Consider the following 25,465-nt stretch of genomic DNA (forward strand, 5'->3'; position numbering starts at 1 on the left):
GATCAACTATGTTTGGCAAAATGCACTAGAAGGCTGGGGCGTTATTCCAGCAAGAGTTAATGCTCTGGGAAATGTGAAGCTTGATTTTTTAACTCTGTATGATCCATAGTGTAAGTTCGGTGATGTGATGCAAGAATTTTAAACTTTGTATGATCCGTTGAGTAAGTTTAGTAATCTAAAACAAGATTTTTTAACTCTGTATGATCCGTAGTGTTTGAAAGCACGTGTTGTTTACCCTGCAGTATACGAAAGCACAAACAATATGGCCCCGTTATTTGAAAGTACAAGCTAATAGCCTCGTCCATATCACAGTAAATTTAATGATATTCTTCATATTGGCTGATGGAATTAGTTGATTTCTCATTCGACGTTTCAATACGATGTTTAGGTTGAACACTTTTAAGATTGTATTTCTATTATTAGCGTTTTCTTCCGCTGCTGACGGCAGTTTAGAAATAGGCGTAGGTCTGAGTTCGTCTATGTCGGGAAGACATATTCCTGGCATGACGGCGGCTTATTTAGGAAATGATTGGGCGCTTTCCGGAACTTCCACCGGTGCGCACACGGCTACGTATTATACTTCAGCTTACACAGCTTCATATTACCGAACTTGGAATCCTGGAAAATTCTTTTGGGGAAATTTGCGGGCGGGATTTGGCGGTGGATTAGGTTATATTGAGCGAGGGTATCGTTCTTCCACATCTACTTCCAACTACGAAACGCGAACTGAAATTCTTGCTGGGCCAAGCTTTCGAGCTACATGGAATTTTTTGGGGCCTATGGTTTTCACATTTGATGGTCTCTATGGATTCGGAATTGCAACTATTGGTCTTCCACCTCTCATGCATGATCTCGTCATGTTTTCATTGGGGTGTGAAATTTGAAAACCATCGCGGTGAAGTTTCTTATTGTCGTATGTTTAATTTTAACGATCGTCACACATTCTCCTAAAGCTCATGCAAGCATGATGGATTTTCTACTTTTTTAGGTTTTAGCAGAGACACGGCACTTCCAAGTACTGCTCGAATTGGATGGAATTCTTGGGAGGCGGGTTTGTTGACCTACTCTATGATAGGAGCGGCTCAACTTTTTCGCTCAGATTCAAAATATGTTGCATGGGGATTAGGATATGTCTTTGGTAATAAGATTGGGTCGGGAGGTTTTTTCTCAGCCCTTGGTTGGGAGCCTCACTTGTTATCGGCATTAACTTTCAGAATTGAGCTCAATGTTGTGGCTGGTGGTAATGGTTATGTGAGAGGAGCGTTGTATGCGGGTCTTGGCCTTCGGTTTTAAAAAGCGTAAAATTCGTAAATTTATTTTTTCTATTTTTCTCTTAACCTTTATTGTGGGGTTTCGAACTTATCCTGAAATTGCAAGATGGAGAGTGAATACCGGAACACCAAAACTTTGGGTGAGATTTTGTGATAGAACCACCATCACAAATGATGATTTGCCCGCAGGGGATCCCGTTAAGGGGCAAGCTCTGAATTTTGATGTGCTCACTCAGTCGGTGTTGACCGATTATAACAATATCGTCACTTCATATTTGCGTCTCTATGATGCTGATACCGATTCTACTTTTGCATCATCGGATTCTACAAATCGAATCATCACAGTGTGTTACGGCGATGTGCAAGTTGGTCATAATGGTTCGAGCAGTCGGGAAGCTCGCAATGGCCTCATGGAAAAATGTCATATCACTTTGTCTAAGGAGTTAAAAACTTCGGCAAAATCTTTTGTAATGACTTTTACTCATGAATTAGGACACTGCCTCGGCTTAGATCATCCCCAAGACACAAACTATTCTATCATGTCATATTTCAGAACAATTAATCGTTTGCAACCTGATGACAAAATGGGGATTACCTATCTTTATGCCACTCATCCCAGTTATGCAGAAGAGGCGGCAACATTTGGACTTAGTTGTCGAGGGCGTTAAACCTTTTTTTTACTTCAATAACCATTTATGATTTAACAAATACTCAAGTGTAATTGCGACGCTTTCGCGAATTGTTTTTTTGGATTTCCAGCCGGTGGATTTTATTTTTTTACAATCTAGAAAAATAAAAGGGCTATCGCCGATCCAGCCGCGTTTTTCGCCGGTGTAATTGCGTTTTGGTTTTGCTTTCATGGTTTTGCAAATAACATCTAAAGATTGATCCACATTGATGTATTCATCAGGGCCAAGGTTAAAAATATTTATTTTCTCTTCAACAGTAGAAACCACATGCCAAAGTGCACGCACGCAATCGCCAATGTAGAGATATGCTTTTTGCTGTTTGCCATCGCCCAAAACTTCAATGGCTTTTGGGTTCTTTAAAATTTTAGCGGCAAAATCAAAAACATGTCCGTGTGTATAGCGTTCACCTAAAATAGAAACAAAGCGAAAGACATAACCTTTGATACCATAACCTTCAGCATAAGCTTGGATCAATGCTTCTCCCGCTAATTTACTTGCTGCGTAGAGACTTGTTTGTACCGGAAACGGTGCATTCTCAGGTGTGGGGAAAACTTCAGGCTCGCCATAAACTGAGCCAGTACTTGAATATGCAAACTTTTTAACACCCGCAAGGCGTGCAGCCTCAAGGACATTAAAGGTTACAGTAGTACCTTGCTCGAGATCTTTTCTAGGGTGTTTAAGGCCAAACCGTACGTCAGCATTAGCAGCTAAATGATAAACAATATCAGGCTTAAAATTTGAAAGTATTGTTTTGGTTTTTTTGAAATCGAGAAGATCAACTTTGAAAAATTTAAAATTTTTATTTTTATCTGCATTTTCTAGAAATTCTTTTTTTCCAGTTGAGAGATTGTCTAAGCCGATAACCTTGTGATTTAGACTTAAAAGATAATCACAAAGATTGCTGCCAATAAAACCTGCAGCTCCAGTAACAGCGATCTTGAATGTTTTTTGAGCCATGGGTTTTTATTTCACGTAAAGGGCGTTGACGATCATGTGCCAAACAACACCTTGCCAGCCTTCAGCGTGGGGTGTGATGTGTTTGTCATTTACAACGGGTATCAACACGCAAACATCAGATAATTCTTTTGCGGCTCCACCATTGCGACTAACAATAGATAGAATTTTTGCTTTGGTTTTTTTCGCAAGCTCCATCGCTCTCACAAGATTTTGTGAAGTAGTGGGTGAACCACCGCCAACAGAGAAAACAAGCAGGCAATCATTGCTGCTGAGTTGTGAAACTTCAAGCCAGCTTACAAAAACTGATTCCCAACTTTCATCATTAATTCGGGCTGTGAGTTCAGAAACGTTATCAGTTGGTGCGTATGTTTCAATGCGTGCCATTTTTCTAAAATCGTTAACAGCATGAGAGGCATTGGCCGCACTACCGCCAACACCTAATATAAAAAGACGGCCTTTATTTTTTTGAAGTGTTTTTAGTTCATCAATCATTGCACTGATTTTTGTTTGATCGACAGTTTGGCTAATTTTGATTGTCTCTTGTAGATATTGATTCACATAGGTTTGATTATCCATATTTCCCCTTAAAGGCTCATCTTTGTTCGATTTTGTGATAATTTGTGAAGTATTTCTCTCTGTGTGCTTCTAAATAAATGGTATTTCACCATAATGCGACCGATGGCTTTAACCTCACCAACAAAGATACGGCTTAATGATCGTTTACTCTCGCGGATGTCTGTCCATTGAACGCCCTTTTCAAATACGCGATAACCCAAGAGGTTAGCTCTGATTAAAACTTCTAAATCATTAAGCCCATCAGGTGCGACTAAATCACGGTAGAGAATTTTAGCGATGTGGTTTTTATAAAACTTAAAACCACATTGTGTATCAGGATAAAATTTCATTCCTAAAAATAAAATATTTCGAGCAACTACTCCCAAAACTATTCCCAAAGCATCTTTGAGCGCAGATTGTTGTCTTGTGACTTGAGATCCTTCAGAGCGTCTAGAGCCAATAAAAATATCGGCTCGGTCATCTTGAATGCATTTTAATGCTTCATGGATATAACGAGGTGGTGTTGAGAGATCTACGTCTAAAAAACCAACAATAGGAGCACTTGCTTCTATAAAACCTGCAGCTAATGAGTTGCCTTTACCCAAGGGTGGGTGATTGCGCATTACTTTAAGCGCTGCAAACTTATATTGGGAGCGATTTTTTTCTATAAGTGAAGGAAGTTCATCTGTGCCATCATCAACGATAATGACTTCTGTAGAAGATGAAAGATCACTTCCCAATTCTTTTTGTATTTCAAAAAGAGCCGGAATCACGACTTCAGCTTCATTATAAGTCGGTATGAGTAAACTCAAACTTGCATTAGGCATTGGGCAGATTTATCATTCTCAATGTAAAATTGTCTAGGGATTTCTAAGATTTACCTTTGCGTTAGAATTTTTGAGATGAGTAACAGCTTTCGGGTAAATTTGCTGGTCTTTATTTGTAGTTTTGCATAGTGTTTTACAAGCAAGAATATCTCCTGTTTCTTATATTTTCAGAAGGGATTAAATAATGGCCGGTAAAAAAATTGCGGTAGTCACTGGCGGTGCAGGCTTTATCGGCAGTCACATGGTTGATCTTCTCCTTAATGAAGGTTTTCAAGTACGTGTTATCGATAATTTAACGGGTGGGCGGCTTGCGAATTTGGCCCATCATAAATCAAATACAGATTTAACTGTCGACACACGGGATCTACGCTCTTTAAAACCTGACGACAAACTCTTTTCAGACGCACAATTTGTTTTTCACTACGCAGGTAAGGGCGACATTGTTCCTTCAATCGTTCAACCTTTAGAATATATGTCAGTCAACGTCATGGGGACTATCCATGCGCTTGAATGCGCGCGCGCTGCGAAAGTTCAAAAATTCGTATATGCCGCGTCATCATCTTGTTACGGATTAACCGATGAACTCCCTACAAAAGAAACATCACTTATCAAAGCTGAATACCCGTATGCATTAAGTAAATATCAAGGGGAGATGGCTACTTTTCATTGGGGGAAAGTTTATAACCTCCCAGTAAACTCAGTGCGTATTTTCAACGCCTATGGGCCACGCTCTAAGACAACGGGTGCCTATGGAGCCGTGTTCGGTGTGTTTCTCGCTCAGGTTTTAGCAAATAAACCATTGACCGTAGTTGGGGATGGCACTCAAACCAGAGACTTCGTTTTTGTGAAAGATCTTGTCAGGGCTTTTTATGAAGTGGCAAAGTCAGCTCCAACACTAGAAATGTATAATGTTGGAGCAGGAAAGCCTCAATCTGTGAATCGGTTGGTAGAACTTTTGGGTGCAAAAGAGATTGTTCATTTGCCAAAACGTCCTGGAGAACCTGATTGTACTTGGGCAGATATCACTAAGATTACAACAAGTACTAAATGGCGCCCGCAAGTCAGTTTTGAAGATGGTGTTAACGAAATGCTTAAGAATATTGATTATTGGCGTGAGGCACCTGTGTGGGATCCTGAATCAATCAAAGCGGCTACAGCTGACTGGTTCAATTATCTAAGCTAGTGGGTATGCAAGAAAAAGTTAAAATTGATGTCTTAATTATTGGCGCGGGTATTATCGGTTGCGCTGTTGCCTCACGCATTTCTCAGCTTCAAAAAATGAATGGTAAAACTATCGTTATCGCCGAAGCTGGGCCGCGCATTGCCGAGGGAGTTACGAGTCGCAATAGTGGCGTCGTACATGCTGGAATTTATTATCCGCCTCATTCACTAAAAGCGAAAACATGTGTACGGGGCAATGCGCTCCTTTATGAATGGGCTCAAAAACATAATGTGCCCATAAAAAATCTGGGTAAACTCATCGTTGCTAGTGGTGAAAAACAAATTGAAGTTTTACAACAAATTTTTATAAATGCTAATGAGTCGGGTGCTAAAGATCTGTCTTTTTTAAGTCGTGATGAGGTCACTAAACGCGAGCCAAGTCTTAAAATGGATGCAGCAATATGGTGCCCAACAACTGGCATTGTTGATCAATTTGCACTTACAAAAAGTTTTTTATCTGATGCTCAATCGCGAGATGTAATTTTGACTGTGAATAACTCAGTTAAAAACATTACAAAAATGCCAAGCGGAAGTTATCAGGTAATGACGTCAGAAGGTTTACTTGAGACAGAGATTATAATTAATTGCGCGGGATTAAACTCTGATGAAATAGCTGCAATGGCACAAATTAATAAATACAAAATTTATCCATGCCGCGGTGATTATTTTACTTTTCATTCGAAGGTAAAATTTAATCACTTGATTTATCCTGTGAAAGAGCCAGGAGCACCCGGATTGGGTGTGCACCTAACCATCGACATTGATGGAAAATACAAGCTCGGGCCCGATACTGAATATGTCATGACGAAGAATCAATTCACTCCAGCAGAGCATAAACTTGAAAAATTTAAAACTGCTGCAGAGAAGATTTTTGGCCCGTTAGAAGCATCGCAACTGAGTTATGATTCATGTGGAATTCGCCCCAAATTACGTTCCCCCGAAGAGAAAGAAGAAAGAGATTTTATTGTCTCTGAAGATCAGCCTGGTTTTATTAATATGGTGGGAATTGAATCCCCGGGATTAACTGCGTCCCTGGCGCTAGCTGATATGATAGTTGGAATCATTTAGGCGACTTATGTGATTATTTTAATTGGATTTTTAGAAAAAAGGGTCTAAAACTTTAGAACATGACCAAACGTAAATCATTTGATGCATTATTGTTTCTTATATTAGGAGCATTTGACTTTTTTGCCGTTTATTGCGGTTACCTCACAGCTTATCTCCTTTATGAAAATTGGATTGGAATTTTACCGCAAGAATTTGATGAAATGGCAGCCCTTGCCACAATACCCGCCGGTCTTTGTATTTTCTCATTTGTTTTAGCGTCGGTTTATCGATGTCAACCAGGGCCTTTGGGGCTTGATCAACTCAGAAGATTACTTTCAGCTTATTTTTGGAGTGCCATCACGGCCTACAGTTTGACTTTCTTCACCAAGGCCCATGATTACTCACGATTGACAGCGGTTTTTGGTTTTCTGATCAGTATTTTTTATATTTTCATTGGCCGAGCACTTCTTGTGCGCTTTACAGCGCCGATTCGACGCACCTATTTACTCAATCTTAAAATTCTAATTTTAGGTGCCGGAAAAGTAGGCACAGCCCTTGCGCGTAATCTTGTAATCAATGCTACAAGTGGATACGAACTTGTTGGTTTCTTAGATGATCAATTTCCTCAGATGCAAAATGTGCAAGTTAAAGTTGGTGAAAAAATAATCACCATGCCCATTTTAGGAAAACTCTCTGATCTAGAAACCGTTTGTCGTAAACATCAAGCAAATGAAGTCATTGTTGCAATGACTCATGCAACACATACACTTCATCAAGATCTCTTTGAAAAAGTTAAAGATCTTCTTATTTCATTCTCAATTGTACCAAGTGCACTTGATTTAATGCTCACAGGTGCTGAGGCTTATTCTATAGGCCGTATCCCTTTATTTCGCATCGGGGAACGACCTGCATTTGTACTTTCGCCGTTACTCAAGCGCAGTTTTGATCTTGGAGGTGCACTAATAATTGGTATATTAGCTAGCCCTATTTGGATTTTCACATCTATTTGGATAAAGATTAATTCTCGCGGGCCAATTCTTTTTGCGCATGAACGAGTGGGCAAAAATAGTGAGAGATTCATATTATACAAATTTAGGAGCATGCATTTTGAATCTGACCCATACCAAGTGACGCCAAGAAATTTCACCGATTCTCGCATCACTTCAGTGGGAAGATTTATTCGACGAACATCTATTGATGAGATTCCTCAGCTTCTAAATATATTTAAGGGTAATATGTCCTTAGTTGGACCGCGTCCTGAAATGCCATTTATCGTTGAGTCTTATGATGAACTTCAAAAGCTCCGGTTGACCGTGAAGCCGGGTCTTACGGGTGTTTGGCAGATTAGCGCTGATCGCGCTAATCCGATTCATGAGAACATTGACTACGATCTTTATTACTTAGAGAACCAATCATTTTGGCTTGATCTTGCCATATTGATTAAAACTTTCTCTAGCGTGCTCCGTGGTGTTGGCGCTTACTAAAAGCATAATAGCCAATAGTTAGAGCAGCTCCTACTAAACCTAGAACACCAACAATAATAACTTTCGAATTAAAGAAGCTTGTGTGTGTTTTGTCATCATGGTGTTTTTTGTTTTCAACGCCAGTTATTGCATGATCGGTGTTGTAGAGATCTGTGTGAAACACATGTTTAAGTTTTTGATCACTTTTTTTTGCTCTATTTCTTAATGTTGAAATATTATGTGGTTTGTTTGAATTTAGTCTGTCGATACTTGCGATATATCGTGCTTGTCCCATTTTAATCTCCAGTTCTTGCTCACTTTTAAAGAGGGCCATTTTAACCCTTTAAAAGGGTTAAAATGGCCCTCTTTAAAAGTTCAATTATAAGTTAATGCCAAAACCTGCATTACCACTCAAAGCTGAATAAGCGTACTCACCTGAGAATAAATTTTCCCAAGGACGCTGATATGTCGCTTCGATGAAGATGTCCGTATTCTGACTGAGTACGAATTTCATTCCTACGCCAGCAACACCGTCGAGTTCCCACTGATCAGCTGTGAAATTCACAGTTGAGTTACTGCTCACAGTTCTTGTTGAATCAGACCCAATGAGATTAGAACCCATTGCACCGGCTTTAAGATAAAAAGAGGTGTTTTCTTGGCCGTTTAAATAATACTTTGCTGTTACTGGTATCGAAATATAGCGCGCTCTAAATGTTGTATTATCAGTAGCTACGCCGCGTTCTCGATAAAGTGCGCCTGTTTCAAGAACCATTTTATGTGTTCCTAAAAGATCAAAAAGTGCACCTACACTGTAACCTTCGCGACCAAAATAAACTTTATTATCAGAGCCTCGATATTCAGACCAAATAATACCGGCTTGAGGAATGATTCTGCGTACAATTCGCTCTTCAGAAGAACTTCTTCGTGGAGCATCAGTCACAACTTCGCCTGAGTTTTCTGTGGCGCCAAATGCAACAGTACTCATCAGCGAAACAGCTGCTAAAATGAATTTAAATTTCATAAACGACTCCTTATCAAAAGTTAATGACTCATCCATTATCAGTGATGGATTATACAAATTGTGTGCCATGGAATTTATGCGACGAATCATTAACCGTAAGGTCTAAGTTTGGTCTTAATGCGAGTATAATTTATATTAGCTTTAGGCTTTTATTTTTTAACGCAGCAAAAAAAGAGGCCGTCTTTATTAGGAGAGAATGAAAAAGGTGAGTCTGTTTTGCAGAATCGACCGAGATCAGAGCTAATGTTGTATTCGGTGGTTGATCCGCAGTGATGGCCGACTGAGTTTGCTACGGCCTGAGGTACACGTTGAGCGCGAGGGGCATCGTCTGTGTCGGGAATAACCACCGCCGTCGGGGCAGCCTTTTTGGGTGCAACTTGTTGTTCTTCGACCACATCAAAATCATCTTCTTGTGCAAGGGCGTTGATTGAAAGTGCGCAGGTCAAACTCAGTGCAAAAAAAATGTTTTTCATGTTTTTCTCCATTATAGTCATCTCTATTATCGGAGCGGCTTAAAGCATACTTAACGATTTTTAAAAAATTTCAATTGTACTGTGTTGTCAGGGGGTTGATCTTTCAAGTACAACAATGAAATGAAAAAATATGATAAGTACGCACTTTACGAAGTGTCAGTTCAGAGTCCAGATACCCAGGTAGATATTTATTTAGATATCTATAATGACATCAATAAAAAAAAGCCTAGGCATTTTCGTGAAGATTTTTGCAGTACCTTTATTCTTTCACTAGAGTGGGTTAAACGACATAAGTCACATACAGCCGTTGGGATTGATCTTGATTCTGAACCCTTAAGGTACGGCAAAAAAATGCATCTTTCAAAACTATCGACAGATCAAAAGAAAAGAATGAGGCTCTTGAGGCAAAATGTTATTTCAGTCACTAAACCGAAAGCAGATATTATTGGTGTTGGTAACTTTTCATTTTATATTTTTCAAAAGAGAGATGTCCTTATAGAGTATTTTAAGTGCTGTCTTAAATCTTTGCAAAAAAAGGGAATCATAGTTTTAGAAATGGCTGGTGGCCCTGGTACTATTGAGCAACGCAAAGAAACAAAAACTGTTAAGATGTCACGTGGAAAAAAGTTTAAGTACATATGGGATCAAAAATCATTTGATCCCATTCCAAGGCAAGCTCACTATGCAATTCATTTTAAATTTGCCGATGGAAGTACTCTCAAGAATGCTTTTACCTATGACTGGCGCGTATGGACTATTCCTGAAGTGCGTGAGGCGTTGTATGAGGCTGGTTTTTCAAAAACATATGTCTATTGGGATCAATCAGATTCAGGCAATTCATATGATTATCTTCAAACTGAGAAAGCCACAAATGATCACGCATGGGTTTCGCAGATTGTCGGCGTAAAATAATTCTAAACACATTTTCATAATTTGGTTAAACGCATATCTATAGCGGCTTTTAGCCTATGAGCGTTGCAGCCCTTTGTCTAAAAAAAGTAGTAAAACTTCAAAAAGCAAAGCATTCAACCGATGGCATAAGGTAAGCTAAAAGAACATCCGTGGGGGAAAATGCGCTATCTATCAATAATTGTCGTATCATTGATTTTTGGGTTTTCAATCTCTTCAAATGCCGTACAAGTATCATTACAATCAAATCAAACTGAGCCTATCGGTGTAGCTATTGATGCAGCGACTTCATTAAATGTTACAGTATCGTCTGACACGGCTTGGCCCACAGGTCGTGCAACACTTTATTATTTTTATGTAACAAATGATAATCAACGATTTGGCCCGGGTGATCAGTCTGTTGGTTTACCTGCGATCAGCGCAAGTGGTCGAGCCAATGTGACTTTGGTCATAGACGGTAGACTTACGCCAACACCTAACTTTGGTGTGATTACTTATATTGTATTAGATGGAGTAATGTCGGGGCCTGGTTCGCACGGTCAACTTATAAAATTTCATGCGGCTAAAGGGCAAACTTCACAACCTGAAAATTCCTTGTGCAATCCTACGACACAACCATTTCCTCATTTTAATGTAAAAGACGGTAAGTGTTTGCCCTCTTGCGGAGTATTAGGCGGAACACATTCATTTGGTGATTCATGTTCGGCAAATGGTTTTATCGATATTGGTGCTGCTTATGATGTGGCTGCTTGTTGCAAGGTAAATAATCAAGGTACGCCAACTCCTACTCCTACTCCTACACCTACACCAAATCCGAATGTTCCAAGTGATGGGAATTTTATAGATCTCGTAATGGCAGGCTATCAAGGTTGGTTCTCTGCAATTGGTGATGGAGGAGTTAACACTTGGACACATTGGTCTCGTAACAGTGCTCCGGGGCCAGGTCACACCACTGTTGAGATTTATCCTGATGTTCGTGAATACAATCTTGCAGATTTGTTTGATACAGCTCTTGGTAATTTAGGAAACGGTCAGCCTTCTCGTTTATTTTCTTCAGTGAAAGATGGGGTGGTTGATACACACTTTCGCTGGATGCGAGAATATGGAATCGATGGAGCCATACTTCAGAGATTTGTTTCTGAACTTTCAAATCCAGCATCTAAAAATATGCGCAACGAAGTGACTCGTAAAGTGAAGCGTTATGCTGAAGCGCACGATCGAAAATTTTATGTGATGTATGATATTACAAGTTCAAATCCAGATACTTTAATTCGAGATATTAAAAGTGATTGGTCTGAAATTGAAAACAATATTGGTGTTCAGTCATCGCCTAGTTACGCTCGCCAAGATGGTCGCCCAGTAATAGGTCTTTGGGGATTTGGTTTTACAGATCGACCGGGTACACAAGAACAGGCGCAAGAAATAATAAATTGGTTTAAAAACAAGGGCTACTATGTAGTAGGTGGAGTTCCCTATAGTTGGCGCACAGAAAATGGGGCCTCAAGACCCGGTTGGCTTTCAACATATGTACAGTACGATATGATTAGCCCTTGGTCTGTAGGAAATTATTCGTCACTTAACGAAATTGAAAAACACACGAGTAGTTATGTAATTCCTGATAAGCGCTATTGCGATGAACATGGAATTCATTATCAGCGAGTCATTTACCCTGGCTTTGCATGGTCTAACTGGAATGGTGGCTCAAGAAATCTTATACCTAGACTGAGTGGTAATTTTATGTGGCAACAAGCTTATCAATTAACTGGAGTCACAAAGGGTGCATTTGTGGCTATGTTTGACGAGTATGATGAGGGTACAGCAATTGCCAAGGCAGCAGAGAACGCTTCGATGATTCCGAATAACCAATACTATTTAACACTCGATGCTGATGGTCAGAGTTTGTCATCTGATTTTTATCTTAGGCTAACAGGTGCTGCTACTCTTATGCTTAAGGGCGTCACACCAAAAACTTCAAGTATTCCTATTCCACAAAGGTAAAACTATAAATTAGTCGTGCCCGTTGAATGTCTAGTTTATTAGCCTTCTCTACGGTCTGAGGCATGTTTGTGCTAGCCTCTACCTACGTATTACGAAAACTATTGATGGGTAATTTATAATCCTAAGGAGGGGAATTTGAAATCACTATTGATTTGTATTTCTTTGTTAGCAGCATCAAACGCCACGGCAGGCGAATTCATTATTAAATTTAAAAACCCAATTAATCAAAAGAGTTTGTTGTCTTTAAAAACTCTTAACGCAAATTTCAAATCTACAATTCCAAAACTAAATATGGTTGTAGTAACGAGTGACACTCTCAAAAGTGGAGTTGTACCAAAAGCACTCGAGAATGAAATTGAGTACATTGCAAAAAATGGCAAGATCTATCTTGATTCTGCAAAGGGTGATGCTTGGCAAAATGAAGCCAGCATGCTTTGGGGAATGGAAGCTGTAAAACTAAAAAAAGCTTGGAACATTACTAAAGGTGACAAAAGTGTTGTTGTCGCTGTTTCTGATACCGGGACATATTTAAATCACAGTGATCTCAGTGGTAATTTATGGATCAACAAAGGTGAGTCTGGTCTTGATGCCAATGGCAAAGACAAAGCTAAAAATAAAAAAGACGATGACGGTAATGGTTATGTTGATGATGTCTATGGTTATAATTTTGAAACCAATACTTCTACACCCAATGAAAATCATTATCACGGCACACACGTTGCGGGCACAGTTGGTGGCGTGGGTGGCAATGGCGGAATCGTTGGCGTTGCAGGCAAAGTGAGTCTTATGACTGTTAAGTTTATCAGTGCAAGCGGTGAGGGTACTGATGAAGCTGCAATCAACACGATCGTTTATGCTTCTGATAACGGAGCCCGTGCCATCAATTGCAGTTGGGGAAGCGATGAATATTCTGAGCCGCTTTATGATGCAATTGTTTACGCTCAAAAAAAGGGTGTTCTCATTATTGCAGCAGCGGGCAATGACGGCCATAACCATGACAAGTACGAACATTACCCATCTGGTTATGATCTTGATAATATCATTACTGTTGCAGCGACTACATCCTCTAACGGTTTACTAGCTGGGTTTTCGAATTACGGCGTTGAAACTGTAGATCTTGCCGCTCCAGGTGAAAGAATTAGAAGTTCATTTAACGTCATGTACAATACTTTGTATTGTGGAACCAGTGGGATGTCACATTTCTATTGTGAGTTAAGCGGAACTTCAATGGCCGCACCTCATGTGACTGGTGCAGTAGCGATGGTGTATGCTGTGAATCCAAAGCTTACTTACAAAGAAGCAAAAGCTATTATTCTATCAACGGTTGCACCAAGTAAGCATTTAAAGGGCAAGGTAATCACAGGCGGGCAACTTGATGTAAATGCTGCCGTGATTAAAGCCAAAGCAACTTTAAATTAATTAAAACTATTTAAATATATTGGTTTAAAAACTTAACGAAGACCAGGGAAAATCCTGGTCTTTTTTTTGTGAAAATCAGCAATTGTGAATTAATTGTGAACGAACAATGACCAACACTTCACTGAAGTATCTCAGATGCATACCGAATAGTATATTGGCAATGAAGGAGTAATACTTATGACGGCGACTGATAAAAAGAACATGCGCGGTAAACACATTTTACTCGTTGATGACGACTATGAGTTTAGAGTGACCTTAAAAGAAGCCCTACAGGCGGCAGGCTTTGTAGTAACAGATGTTGCCGATGCCACAACAGCACGAAAGCTTCTGTGGAAGAGTAAGTATTCAGCTGTTGTGTCAGATATTCGGATGCCTAAGGTAAATGGAATTGAATTTCTTCATCAAGTTCGCAAATTTAATTCTGTGCCATTTATTTTGATGAGTGGTTTTTCTGAAATTATGGCTGACAGTGAAGCGCTTGAAATTGGTGCAAATGGGTTTGTAGCAAAACCATTTAGAGCAGAAGAGTTGTTTAACGTTCTTAAAAATTGCATCTAGATTAAAGTTGGAGACTCAATTAAATTTATTTATGGAATAATCTCAACATTTTTTTGTTCTTTTAGAGCTTGATTTAGATTTTCTGTAGTCAGTGGCAAGATTTGAAATGAATGGCGAATTGTATGCATTCCATCGGAGTAATCCCATTTTACTGTACCTTTTGAATTTTGATTTATTTTAAAAGAAGCAAATGGAACGACTCGTGCTTTAAAATCAGTGTCGATTTTAGTTTCGCCGTTAAAACTAACTGAAAGCTGACACGTAGTTGTGCCGGTGCAAGTTTTAGCTGGTAAAATAAATATCGGCCCACCAGAATTGCTTAATATTACAGCGCCATCAACAGGGTATGGTGCACGCAGCCCTTGAATCTTCATTTCTTCAATTTTATCAATCTTTGTTAAAGTCGGCACAACTTCTGCCGTCGGAGTTGGTGAGGGTTCTACATCAGTGGTCTCTGTTGGCTGTTCAGCTTTACGCTCGGCTGTAGCCTCTGTGGGTACGGTTTGTGTGATCTCAATGATATCTGCAAAAGTTCCAAACCCTTTGAAGTTGAGTGTCCATATTTTTTCACCTTCAGTAATCACGCACAGGGGGTCACACACAATAATTGTTTCAGGAAAAATAGCTTCTATTTGAGTAATTAATTGATTGTTTTGAAGTGTATAGCCTTTCGAAAAAATTACTTCAGCATGGGCAGAAAAATTTGTGAAGAATATTATGCACAAGAAAACTATTGATGAAATTAACATATTTGTTTTTTTAAAAAATAAAGCATGCTGGCTCATGCGGCATTCTCTTGTGTCGGTGCTTTCCAAGTTGATATATTCACGCGATTTCGGCCTGCCTTTTTTGCTACATACATGTTTTGATCTGCAATTTCTATGTATGTAGCAAGTTCTAAAGAAATTCCTTTTTGAGTAAGTGCGCCTTCCCCAATATAAATACCTCCAAAGCTTGCAGTCACTTGAAGTTTAACTTTGGGGTCAGCAAGGCTTGGCACTTCACAAGTTTCAATGGCTTTTCTAAATTTTTCGGCCACTTCAGTAAAACCTTTTTCTTCTGTATGATTCACAAGTATTACAAATTCTTCACCACCGTAGCGAGCTGTAAAATCGGTTTTGCGTACCTGTGCTTTTAAAATTTTTCCGACCATTTTAAGTACTTCGTCGCCTTGTTGGTGGCCGTAGGTATCATTGAATTTTTTAAAATGATCCACGTCAAGAATCAGAAAACCTAAGCTGTAACCATATCTTTGGGCTGATAATAATTGGGTTTTCATAGCCTCTTTAAAACTACGATGGTTTTTTAGACCTGTGAGTCCATCAGTTGTGGCTAGCTCTGAAACAACTTCAAGGGCTTTGTCTCGTCTTTCTAATTCTGTGCACAGTCGACTGAGTGCTCCGAATGTTTGGCCAATTTCATCTTTGCTTTTATAACGAATTTTAACTTCAAATTTTCCAGCCAAAATATCTTCTGTTGTACGTCGTAAGATGCGAATGGGACTTAAAAATATCTTACTCAATGTGAAAAGTATCAGGCTTGAAAAAATACCTAATGCCAATGAAAAGATTAAAAGATGATCAAGCGCTTTTTGTAGCCATAGCGCAATGCCAGATGCTTTAACTTGAACGTTAAAGTTGTTTGCATTTTTTTGTACGTAAATTAATTTATTAATTAGAATTCCTTTACTCATAAACCCCATATTTAACAGCTTGGGGTTGTTTTGAAATTTTGTTAAATCATCTGTGTTCACACCCTCAGTCACAACTTGTTTAAAGTTCTGATTTTCTTTTTTGACTAAAGCGTTACCGATGAGGGCGTCAATATGATCGGTGGTGATTTGCTGTTGGGCATGCAAGCTAAGAAAAATAAAACTAAGAACAACAGACATAAAAGCTGTGGCAAATATCGCGATAGCCATTCTAACTTCTATACTTAAGTTGCGCATCTGAAGTTAATCTCCAAAGTCTCGTAGTATTTTTACTACTACGCGACGATTTTGTGATTGGTTTTCTGCAAGTGGAATACCTTTGGCATCTTCGTTGGGTACAATGGGTTTTGTATCACCCCAGCCAAGAGCTCTTAATTTAAAACGCGAAAAGCCATTTGATTCAAATAATTTTAATACAGTGCAAGCCCGTAGACTTGATAACTCCCAATTCGATGTATACTGACCACCAACCACAGGTCTGTTATCAGTATGCCCTTCAACGGTGACGCCAAAATCTTTGGCGTTTTCATTAATCGTCGGAATAAAGCGATCTAAGAGGGTTTTTGCTTCAGATCGAAGAGCAACTGAGCCTGAATCAAAAAAAAGTGCACCACGAAATGTGATTTCAATGCCAGCATCACTCTCTTGAAAAACAACTTGGCCCTCTAGATTTTGCGTTTTAACTACATCTTTAAGTTTAGTTGTTAGTTTTTCAAAAGGAATTTTATATTCGCCACCAAAAAGTTTTGTTGTTTCTTTTTTAACTTGTTCAAATTTAGTTGAATCGATTTTTGAAAAACTTTGTAGTAAAAGAAAAAAGCCAACTAATAGTGTCATCATGTCGGCATAGCTGACGAGCCAATTGCCATCTGATTCTTCTGCTTTTGTTTTTGCAGTGACCATTTTGTAGAGTGCGTATTCATCTATATTTTCTGCAGCTGGTGTAAGTGACCTGCGTTCGATATGCTCACGTCTTTCTTGTGCGACGCCAATTTCAGTTTGATTTTTTTTTAGGTCAGGTGCTGCCATAAATCACGCAGCCAGTTTTGCTAGTTTTTTTCGTTCGCCGGGTAGGAGAAAACTCTTGAGGTGTTCTTCAACAACGATGGGATGCTCTTTTTTGCGCAAAAGCTTAATTCCATCAACGACCATTTCACGAACGACTTCATCTTCTTTATTAAATTTACTTAAACTCTCACCAACAGGTATGAAAATAAAGTTTGTGATGGCAATACCATAGAGTGTTGCAGTTAAACCAACAGCCATTGAGGGGCCGAGCATTTTATAAGAATCGGGGCTTCCTAAATTTTGAAGCATGCCAATCATACCAAGTGTTGTACCTAAGAGACCAAAAGCTGGTGGGAATTTACCGATAGTCTTAAAAATGGCAGCATCTTCTTCGTAACGTTTGTAATGAGTCATTGTGCGTTTTTTAAGAATGATATCAAGTGCGTGTTCACTGATACCCCCTTGCACCATGATATCGATAGCCTCTTTTAAAAAATCAGTTTTAATTAATGGTAGGCGATTTTGAAGATACAGGGCATCTTCTCGCGCACCGCGAGCGAGATCTACGATTTCTGCAATTACGACTTGATGTTGAGTTGCGTTTTTTCCGATGATTCTTTGAAAAAAAACTTTGAACAATTTAAAAAGAGTTGGGAGTGGAAAACAAATAATACTAGCAGCCGCTGTGCCACCGATAACAATTAAAATACCATGGGGATTTAAGAAAATATCGTGTGAAGAAGTTGATGTAATCAACGCCGTAAAAAAAACAGCAATGGCTGAGATAATTCCAATAATAGAAGAGAAGTTCATATGCTATTTATTCGACACAAAACGAACTTCTCTAAAGTAAGACGATTGTCTGGTTAGAAGCTGGTGCTCTGAATGTTTACGCCCATCTGACCATTTGCATTGCCGACGCTACCAGTGTGACCTACGCCCAGTTCACCGAATCCGTTATAACCCCAACACTTAGTAGAGCCATCACTAAGCACAGCACAGCTTGACTGGTTTCCTAAGTAGACATCCATTGCAGTGAGTGAACCGAAGTCAAGATTTAGTAATAAATCACCCATTTGATTTACAGCACTTCCTCTTTGAGTTACATCACCATAACCAAGATTTCCGTAGCCATTATAACCCCAGCACTTTGTAGCGTTGTTATCGAGAATCACACAAGCATGGTAATAACCAGTACTGATTGAAACAGGAGTTCGACCCGTACCTAAGTTAACAAAAGGTAGAAGATCACCCATTTCATGGTTGGCGACAGCGCTATCACCGCGATTGATATTATCGCCTAATCCAAGCTGACCATAGAGATTATATCCCCAGCATTTCACGCCAGTAGTTGCGCCAACCGTAACGATTGCACATGTGGCATTTGCTAAAGTAGAGATCGCTGAAGCTGTGTAGTTGGTTCCTAAATTAACAACCGGTAGGGCCGCCATTTCACCAGCAAAATCGCCTAGGTTATTAGCATGACCCTGGCCCAGTTCACCGAATCCGTTATAACCCCAACATTTAATCTTACCTGTGCTAAGAAGTGCGCAAGTATGATAATAGCCAACTGCTACAGCTACAGGGTTTGCTCCTAATGTAGCTGCAGTTACACCTGTAGCAGGGGGTATGGCTCGCTGTGTAACGTCATCGAGTCCAAGCTGACCATAGCCATTATAACCCCAGCACTTTATCGAATTGTCACTCATGATGGCGCATGTAAAATTAGGGCCTGAAGTTGCAGAAAAGTGTTGTCATCTAGTTTTGCACAAACATTATAGCCATTAACAACTATAGATGTAGCAGTACGCCCTGTGCCTAAATTAACTGTGGGTAAAGCTGCCATTTCACCGGCACCATCACCCATACTATTGTTATTTCCGATACCAAGTTGACCATTGCCATTATTATAACCCCAACACTTAACATTTCCGCCGGTTAAGAGTGCGCAAGTAAAATAAGAACCAGCACCTATGTCAATAGCAGTTGTTCCAAGATTCAATGCTGCAGATGGAGTTGTCAATTGTGTCGTGTTATCTTGGCCAAGTTCACCATAGCCATTATAACCCCAACATTTCACAGCACCTGTGTTTAAGATTGCGCATATGTGCGTATAACCCATTGCAAATTTTGTAACGTAATCTCCTCCAAAATTAATAGGAGTTGTTGGCGCATACCGAGCAGCTACATCGCCTAATCCAAGCTGACCATAGAGATTATATCCCCAGCAACGAAGTTCGTTAATAGCGCCTGGGCCAATATTAATTAATGCACAAGATGAAGACGAAGCAGCTCCAATTTGTACAATGGGTGAGGAGCTACCTAAATTAATGATCGGGAAATTGTCTTGTAATTGATTATAGTAACCACCTCGATGAGCACCATCTCCATAACCAAGTTGCCCGGAGCCACCATTACCCCAACATTTCATAGTGTTATTATCAAGAACAACGCAGTTATGCCCTGCTGAGGATCCTGTTGTGATAGCTGTAGCAGTACGACCTGTTCCGAGTCTGACGGTTGGTAAGTTATCACCCATCTGGCTCGGTGATTCACCAACAAATAGACTTCCATCACCTAAGGCGCCGTAATTACGACTGCCCCAACACTTAACGGTTCCATCATTTTTAAGTACACAATTAAAGCCAAGTGCTGGCTTTATTTTCACAGGAGTAAAAATGGTTATCGCAGCATCACTATTATAACCATTGCTATCGGTGATACGTACACTTGCTGAACCAATACTTGCCGGAGCAAGGTACGTGAATGTGCCCGTTACAGCATTCACACTTGTGATGCTTCCACTTCCTGAAATAATTGAAAAAGAAAATGGGCCAACACCTGCACCTGTTTGATTGGTAAATGTAAATAAACGATTCACGGCTATATTTTGCGAGGCCGGGCTGATTGCCGGGCCGTTGATGATATTTATTGGAACTGTGAGGTAAACCCCGACTGAATCAAGAACACGAATGCTCGCTGAACCAGATGTTGAGGGTGCTGTGTACACACCACCTGTTGTGATTGAACCGCCACCAGAAATCATAAGATATAAATACGGAGGTGTTCCGCCTGAGACTGAAAATGATTGACCAGCACCAATGTTAACGGTTGGTGCTGAAGGTGTGACGGTAAGACCAGGAATTACTGTCACAGTTGAAAGTGCACTTGAGCCTGCGCTGTCAGTTACTTGAACGATGACAGTTGCAGGTGAAGCTGCTGATTTATAAATTCCGGATGTGCCATCAATAGTACCGCCACCTGTGAGGATGCTGTACTTATATGGTGAGGCTCCACCAAGTGCTGTGAATACTTGTTGTGTGTTTGTATTAATTGTAATTGTAGTTGGTGTGATAGATACGGATTCGGCTTTGTCTTTTGAGTTAAGACAACCGGCAACTATGAAGCTGCTCAAAAATATGAGCGCAAATCTGTGAAGTGTTTTATCAAGCCATCTGTTCTTCATATACGTCCATCCGTAATGTGCGCCCATAATTAGACGCATTCATACGTATCTTATCGGCATGTCGCATTAGGACTTTAGGCTGGATGGTAAGTGGTTATAAATGCACGTAAAAACCAAGTTGAAAGTGAAGCACTTGTAATTTGCCTTCACCCACAACGTTATAGGTAAAGCCTCCTTCAGTTCGTGCTCCGAATTGTCTAAATAGCGGAAAATCTGCTCCTGCTTTTAAGCCTAAATAGGCGCCAACTGTATTAGCGTTGGCTCCAGAAGTTTGAGAGAAAAGACTTGATTGAGCAAAACCAAAAGCTGCTCCGCCGTAAGGGCTAATTGCGTATTCATGAATAGTGACTCTAGCCCCAATATCATCTGCAAAACTTTGAGGAGCGGGTCGGTAGAAATACCATTTGCCAGTAATTCCTGTGAGTGAAACTCCAGATGATAATGGGCTTAGGTTTATGCTGCGTATATGTTCTGCGCCGAGATAGCGTCTTTCATCGATCGGATAATCAATAAAAATACCCATGCTCATGGGGGATTCACTTAGTGTGACGGTTTTTACAGCAGCAGTGGCACTGCCGTAACCGGCAAGGGCTGCGACTTTTATAGATTTTGCAAAAACGCTGGAAGTATTAAATGTCACAGCACATGTGAAGCAAATTAGAAAAAACTTTTTAAGCCACAAGTTTAAGCCCCGATTTTTCACTGGACTTAAATATATCAGCTAAATTGAGTTGACCTTCGTTGATTAAGATAATCATGCGATCGCGCAGAGCTAAAAGATGTTCTTCTTTTTTTGCATTTGCGCCCACAGGGCGACCTAGATCTTCAGCAATCATTTGTGCAATACGCGGAGGACATGATTCTAATATTAGTTCTTGAGCGGTTGGCATCACATGAATCAATGTCATGAGTTGATCTGATTCAACACCTGCAAAGAAAAGGGACAATGATTCTCGCGGCCATTCTTTTAAGAAAGCAAGTGACGGGTAGGTTTCTTTAAGCTGTTGACCCTTGTCGTGTAAAGAGCCAGCGATATCTTGTAAAACTTCAATTTCTTCAGTGATTGTTAAAGATTCTAAGAGTTTTCGTGCAAGAGGTGCAGCTGAAATTTTCATACTTGAACCCTGGCTCTTATCACTAAAAGTGCGTAAAGTTTCATTAACTACTTCTAGTTCATGAAAATCAAACTCACGTAAATTTAAAGACTGATTGATGAGTGCTTTTTTCTGTGTAATGTCGAGTGTACGAAAGTATTTCTCGCGCACACCAAGAGGCATATTCATCGCAACTAATGCTTGAACTTCTTGAGGTTGTGAAGCCACAAGTTCTTTGATGCGATCGTCACTTAAGTTGTCGAGATAACCAAAGGGTTGTTTAATAACTTCCATGCCTAAGGTTTTAGCAGCTACAAGATCCCAGTATACTTCGCGAAAGACGATAATCTTATCACGATTAGGAAGTGTCGCCATTTGTTGATAAACATCTAAAAGCATCCGCTTAAGATGATAATTTAACGGCAGAGCTTCAAAACTAAATTGTGAATCTGTAGCATCCATGAGTGTTTCAAAAAAGCATGCCAGTTTAAAAAGGCCGCGCTTACCTGAAGCAAGCCATAGTTCTGCCATTTGACGTTGTTGGGTTTTAAGTTCAAGCGCAAGGCCCGCGATTTTGGTCATGAGATCACGCATGGCTTTAAGTTCACTCATCGTTTGAAGAGATTCATCTTCAACATTGGGGCGTTGTTTTTCAGATTTTGAAACTTGGTTTGCGAGTTCTGGTTGTGGGAGCATGGCCTTTGAAAAAGCAGATGCTCCGCTAGCTGATGATTCTTGTTGTCTACGAGAAAAAATTCTCCATGCGATAAAGCCTAGTAAAATACAAATTCCTAAAAACGCTAAACCTAAGAAGTGCTGCAAGCTTGATGCGATATCTAGCATGGATTTAAATGGTGGTGTATTAGGTTTAGCTTTAATGACACGGATATCTGATTTTGTATTATTTCCGAAATTGGCTTTTGACCAAAGGCTCAACCAACGATCGAGTTCATTGGGATACTCAGCCCCAAAAATTTCTGAAACACCAACGGAGATGTTAACTGACTTGATATCAAAGCGATCGCCCGAGGTGCTTTCTGTATAATCTCTTAAGCGATCATATTGTTCGGTGTAATATCTAACAATGGGTTCTGCGTCGATAACACCCATAAGCATGTCATTGGGGAGAGTTTGTAAGTTTGTTGATGGTTTTAGAATAAAATCTTTATTAGTCGATTTTTGAATTGTCTTTTGAACTTGTACGCTGACGTCAACTTCAAAAGTATTACGCTCAATGACTGTTGAAATCGCTTCGCGAACACGCTCAGAGATACGTTGTTCAAGTTGACTTTTTATCATGACATCTTCAGCGGTTCCAAATTGAGGCGCAGCTAGGGCTTGTGTAGTTGAGAAAAGTGCAATTGTGAAAAGGCTAAGTTGCCTGATCATTGCTTTTTCTCCTCAATCTTTGTTTTGATTGTAGAAATCATTTTAATTGATTCTTCATACGTTGGATCAACTTCAAGGGCTTTTTCGTACCACTTCATGCTTTCGCGATAGCGACTTTGTAAGTAATAAAAAGTACCTTTCATTGACATTGCTTTTACGAACCGTTTGTCAAGAAGCAGTGCCTTGTCGATTTCTTCATGAGCTCTATCAAAATCTGCTTTTTGTGCGAATTTTTGTGAATTAAAAAGATGCTGCACCATGATGCTGGCGATATCGCGATTTACAGCAGTAGATTCCATTTTGTAAGAGATATTTGTTCTAAATGTTGCAAAGTAGCTGACAGGCATTAAAACTTTTTGCTCGAGAAAGCCTTCTTTCTCAATTAAAAATTCAAAAGGAGCCGGTGAGGCCGGATCAATTTTAGCATTGCTTAGTATTTCATGGGTAGTGATTTCAAGTGGCGTAACGCCAAGATTTGTTTTTTCAGATGAACCAGCTTTACGCACAGAAACAGTTGCGCCAGTGGGTTCACTGGTCACAACAAATTTCGATGCACAACTGCAAAGGTGCAGAAAAAATAATGAAATAAGTATTCTTCTAACCATACAAGTTTCTTATCGTATTGATTTGGTTAATAGTTTAAAAATAATGAGTAATCTAGTCTATGGTTGAGTGTGGTTTTAACTTACATTTAATAAGCAAGACGTTTGTCGTTACTTTTGCTAAAGTAAATATTATTTAATATGGACCATTACATCTGAGACAGAGCGACTGTACCCTGAGAGATATACAAGGGGAGTAGTTCCAACTTTAGTTAAAGTGTTTCCATCATATGACAGTTTAATTACAGAATTATTTGATGTGCCTACGAGTATGAATCTTTCGGTTAAACTTTTATAATACGTAATTGATGATGAGAGTGCTGCAGGTGTAGCACTTGTAGATGCTATTTCAGCTCCCGTATCAGTATAAATTAATTCGCCATTAGAAATTGCAGTTGCAGAAACATCAAAGCGCCAAATCTGTGCTGCGGTTGTTGCTCCGGTGAATGGATAATAAAGAGCAAAAAGTTTTCCCTCATCTGGGACATATTTAATATTAACGGGCCACATCGTTGTAGCTGGCCCTGCCGGAACAGCGCCTGCGATACACGCACCTGTTGAACCGTTATGTAAGTTAAGTTTATTGTTTGGTGTAACCACAGCATTAGACGTAACGACATAGTTGGTGCCATTTATCACAGCTTCTGTAGCACCAGAACCCGATGAGATAGTACACGTTCCAGCTGTTGCAAACATAGGTAAGCCAATTCTTAAATTTGATGAGTTAAAAAATTCAACAGCTGCAGTTCGAGTTGTGAGGTAACCACCACTTGCTGTGGATGCTATTCTCTTTGTTCCACCTGCCAAACCAGTATTCGTAAAAAATGGAATGAAATCAGTTCCGTCAAAATTTATAGAATCTACTCTACCGTTTGTGCCGTCGAATCCTAAAAGTACTAAACGCTTAATTCCATTAATTGTATGTGTCGTCATACCTTGAGGCATGACAGTGCTTGATATCTTTGAATAATCATAAACCACTTGTAAAAAAGTTCCCTGCTTTGTCCACTTTGTTACAAGTCCGGTGCCTGTTGCTAACGGAAAACCACTGGCAACATAGATGTAGTAAGGATCAGGGTCATCACATGCATTTTTATAAACCAATGAGTCGTACCATTGTGGATTACACTTGGTCCCGCAGCCCATTGAGGCAATCAGCGCAGTTAATACAAATAAGAATTTACTAAACCATCTATGGTTCAATTTGATCATCCATATCGTGCTTGAGCCTATCTTCCATAACATTTCACCAATAGTTCGACAGAAATCTCAGAAATATGAAGGCTTATTTGATGGGTTATTTGATGGGATTGATTTTTAAGTCCTGATTTCCATACGTCGGTCTGGATGGAGCGGGAATGAGGATTTTTTATTTACTAGCCTTGAGACTCGTTTTTTATTTTCATGCTTCAAACCATTTTAGCAATATTTTAATACGCCCGAATTTAAATTTCAATTGCACTTTCTATTGCACTCAAAAAAGTACCGATAAGATTTCATGCGTAATTTAATCATATTTATTTTCACTGCTACAATGGTTTGGCGCCGCCGAGGATAGTACTTTTTGAAAAGTTGCCTCTAAACCAAATGCTATGAATTCCCCAATTGATCGTCAACTCTCAACATTGATCATCAACTCTCAACATTGACCATCAACTCTCAACATTGACCATCAACTCTCAACATTGACCATCAACTCTCCAAATAGCGATCCATTGTCGATTTACCAAATGTGTGAAGTGCTTTGAGTTTATTGTGATTTGAACAAAGTAGTGTAAGGTTATCGA

General features: G+C 39.6%; 26 protein-coding genes. 10 read left to right on the forward strand and 16 right to left on the reverse strand.

The features are described 5' to 3' along the window. Positions 1-389: 389 nt before the first annotated feature. The 3 genes from SGI74_03405 (at position 390) to SGI74_03415 (ending at position 1,939) form a co-directional block, all read left to right on the forward strand. Complete coding sequence (locus tag SGI74_03405) at positions 390-884, forward strand: hypothetical protein (GenBank protein ID MDZ4676533.1); 495 nt, start codon at positions 390-392, stop codon at positions 882-884. A 172-nt stretch (positions 885-1,056) separates the two neighbouring features. Beyond that, a complete protein-coding gene (locus SGI74_03410; GenBank protein MDZ4676534.1) occupies positions 1,057-1,293 on the forward strand; it encodes a hypothetical protein in 237 nt (78 codons plus the stop codon). Continuing rightward, complete coding sequence (locus tag SGI74_03415) at positions 1,268-1,939, forward strand: matrixin family metalloprotease (protein ID MDZ4676535.1); 672 nt, start codon at positions 1,268-1,270, stop codon at positions 1,937-1,939. The genes SGI74_03410 and SGI74_03415 overlap by 26 nt, the downstream gene beginning before the upstream one ends. Positions 1,940-1,948: 9 nt before the next feature. Here the strand turns inward: SGI74_03415 and SGI74_03420 are convergent, their stop codons facing one another. The 3 genes from SGI74_03420 to SGI74_03430 are packed head-to-tail and all read right to left on the reverse strand — an operon-like array spanning position 1,949 to position 4,284. Continuing rightward, the gene (locus SGI74_03420) at positions 1,949-2,917 is read right to left on the reverse strand and encodes an NAD-dependent epimerase/dehydratase family protein (protein MDZ4676536.1); all 969 of its coding nucleotides are present in this window, start codon (positions 2,915-2,917) and stop codon (positions 1,949-1,951) included. A 6-nt stretch (positions 2,918-2,923) separates the two neighbouring features. Continuing rightward, positions 2,924-3,493 carry an SIS domain-containing protein gene (locus SGI74_03425; protein ID MDZ4676537.1) on the reverse strand — a complete coding sequence of 190 codons (570 nt, stop codon included), beginning with the start codon at positions 3,491-3,493 and terminating at the stop codon, positions 2,924-2,926. Positions 3,494-3,501: 8 nt separating this feature from the next. Beyond that, positions 3,502-4,284 (reverse strand): glycosyltransferase, encoded by a 783-nt coding sequence (locus tag SGI74_03430; protein MDZ4676538.1) that lies wholly within the window; start codon positions 4,282-4,284, stop codon positions 3,502-3,504. Positions 4,285-4,483: 199 nt separating this feature from the next. Here SGI74_03430 and SGI74_03435 point away from each other — a divergent pair, with 199 nt between their 5' ends. From SGI74_03435 to SGI74_03445, 3 genes are read left to right on the forward strand one after another with little or no spacing between them, the layout of a single operon-like run. Continuing rightward, a complete protein-coding gene (locus SGI74_03435) occupies positions 4,484-5,482 on the forward strand; it encodes a GDP-mannose 4,6-dehydratase (GenBank protein MDZ4676539.1) in 999 nt (332 codons plus the stop codon). Between the two features lie 5 nt (positions 5,483-5,487). Then, complete coding sequence (locus SGI74_03440; protein MDZ4676540.1) at positions 5,488-6,588, forward strand: NAD(P)/FAD-dependent oxidoreductase; 1,101 nt, start codon at positions 5,488-5,490, stop codon at positions 6,586-6,588. A 59-nt stretch (positions 6,589-6,647) separates the two neighbouring features. Then, positions 6,648-8,051 (forward strand): sugar transferase, encoded by a 1,404-nt coding sequence (locus tag SGI74_03445; GenBank protein ID MDZ4676541.1) that lies wholly within the window; start codon positions 6,648-6,650, stop codon positions 8,049-8,051. Here the strand turns inward: SGI74_03445 and SGI74_03450 are convergent. From SGI74_03450 to SGI74_03460, 3 genes are all read right to left on the reverse strand, one after another. After that, positions 8,020-8,325 carry a hypothetical protein gene (locus tag SGI74_03450; protein ID MDZ4676542.1) on the reverse strand — a complete coding sequence of 102 codons (306 nt, stop codon included), beginning with the start codon at positions 8,323-8,325 and terminating at the stop codon, positions 8,020-8,022. The two genes, SGI74_03445 and SGI74_03450, sit on opposite strands and share 32 nt — an antisense overlap. 84 nt (positions 8,326-8,409) lie before the next feature. Then, the gene (locus SGI74_03455) at positions 8,410-9,051 is read right to left on the reverse strand and encodes an outer membrane beta-barrel protein (protein ID MDZ4676543.1); all 642 of its coding nucleotides are present in this window, start codon (positions 9,049-9,051) and stop codon (positions 8,410-8,412) included. Positions 9,052-9,200: 149 nt separating this feature from the next. Continuing rightward, a complete protein-coding gene (locus SGI74_03460; GenBank protein MDZ4676544.1) occupies positions 9,201-9,524 on the reverse strand; it encodes a hypothetical protein in 324 nt (107 codons plus the stop codon). 120 nt (positions 9,525-9,644) lie between these two features. Between SGI74_03460 and SGI74_03465 the strand changes: the two genes are divergently transcribed. The 4 genes from SGI74_03465 (at position 9,645) to SGI74_03480 (ending at position 14,408) form a co-directional block, all read left to right on the forward strand. After that, the gene (locus tag SGI74_03465) at positions 9,645-10,436 is read left to right on the forward strand and encodes a class I SAM-dependent methyltransferase (protein MDZ4676545.1); all 792 of its coding nucleotides are present in this window, start codon (positions 9,645-9,647) and stop codon (positions 10,434-10,436) included. 159 nt (positions 10,437-10,595) lie between these two features. Then, entirely contained in the window at positions 10,596-12,431 is a 1,836-nt protein-coding gene (locus tag SGI74_03470; GenBank protein ID MDZ4676546.1) for a glycoside hydrolase family 71/99-like protein, read from the forward strand. Between the two features lie 135 nt (positions 12,432-12,566). Continuing rightward, on the forward strand, positions 12,567-13,850 hold the full coding sequence (locus tag SGI74_03475) for a S8 family peptidase (GenBank protein MDZ4676547.1): 1,284 nt from the start codon (positions 12,567-12,569) through the stop codon (positions 13,848-13,850). A gap of 177 nt (positions 13,851-14,027) precedes the next feature. Continuing rightward, entirely contained in the window at positions 14,028-14,408 is a 381-nt protein-coding gene (locus SGI74_03480) for a response regulator (protein ID MDZ4676548.1), read from the forward strand. 29 nt (positions 14,409-14,437) lie between these two features. Here SGI74_03480 and SGI74_03485 read toward each other — a convergent pair whose 3' ends face one another. The 10 genes from SGI74_03485 to SGI74_03530 form a co-directional block, all read right to left on the reverse strand. Next, entirely contained in the window at positions 14,438-15,193 is a 756-nt protein-coding gene (locus SGI74_03485) for a hypothetical protein (GenBank protein MDZ4676549.1), read from the reverse strand. Then, positions 15,190-16,356 carry a diguanylate cyclase gene (locus SGI74_03490; protein MDZ4676550.1) on the reverse strand — a complete coding sequence of 389 codons (1,167 nt, stop codon included), beginning with the start codon at positions 16,354-16,356 and terminating at the stop codon, positions 15,190-15,192. Before SGI74_03490 ends, SGI74_03485 begins: the two co-directional genes overlap by 4 nt. A 6-nt stretch (positions 16,357-16,362) precedes the next feature. Then, complete coding sequence (locus SGI74_03495; GenBank protein MDZ4676551.1) at positions 16,363-17,148, reverse strand: flagellar motor protein MotB; 786 nt, start codon at positions 17,146-17,148, stop codon at positions 16,363-16,365. Positions 17,149-17,151: 3 nt separating this feature from the next. Further along, on the reverse strand, positions 17,152-17,940 hold the full coding sequence (locus tag SGI74_03500; GenBank protein ID MDZ4676552.1) for a MotA/TolQ/ExbB proton channel family protein: 789 nt from the start codon (positions 17,938-17,940) through the stop codon (positions 17,152-17,154). Positions 17,941-17,993: 53 nt separating this feature from the next. Continuing rightward, positions 17,994-18,836 (reverse strand): hypothetical protein, encoded by an 843-nt coding sequence (locus tag SGI74_03505; GenBank protein MDZ4676553.1) that lies wholly within the window; start codon positions 18,834-18,836, stop codon positions 17,994-17,996. Continuing rightward, positions 18,833-20,593 (reverse strand): hypothetical protein, encoded by a 1,761-nt coding sequence (locus SGI74_03510; protein MDZ4676554.1) that lies wholly within the window; start codon positions 20,591-20,593, stop codon positions 18,833-18,835. Before SGI74_03510 ends, SGI74_03505 begins: the two co-directional genes overlap by 4 nt. A 94-nt stretch (positions 20,594-20,687) precedes the next feature. After that, entirely contained in the window at positions 20,688-21,233 is a 546-nt protein-coding gene (locus SGI74_03515) for a hypothetical protein (protein MDZ4676555.1), read from the reverse strand. A gap of 31 nt (positions 21,234-21,264) precedes the next feature. Continuing rightward, positions 21,265-23,076, reverse strand: a complete 1,812-nt coding sequence (locus SGI74_03520) for a hypothetical protein (protein MDZ4676556.1) — start codon at positions 23,074-23,076, stop codon at positions 21,265-21,267. Continuing rightward, positions 23,073-23,615, reverse strand: coding sequence for a tetratricopeptide repeat protein (locus SGI74_03525; protein ID MDZ4676557.1), 543 nt, complete (start codon positions 23,613-23,615; stop codon positions 23,073-23,075). Before SGI74_03525 ends, SGI74_03520 begins: the two co-directional genes overlap by 4 nt. Before the next feature lie 195 nt (positions 23,616-23,810). Then, entirely contained in the window at positions 23,811-24,881 is a 1,071-nt protein-coding gene (locus tag SGI74_03530; GenBank protein MDZ4676558.1) for a hypothetical protein, read from the reverse strand. Positions 24,882-25,465 lie beyond the last annotated feature (584 nt).

It is taken from the genome of Oligoflexia bacterium, assembly GCA_034439615.1.
Lineage (GTDB): Bacteria > Bdellovibrionota > Bdellovibrionia > JABDDW01 > JABDDW01 > JAWXAT01.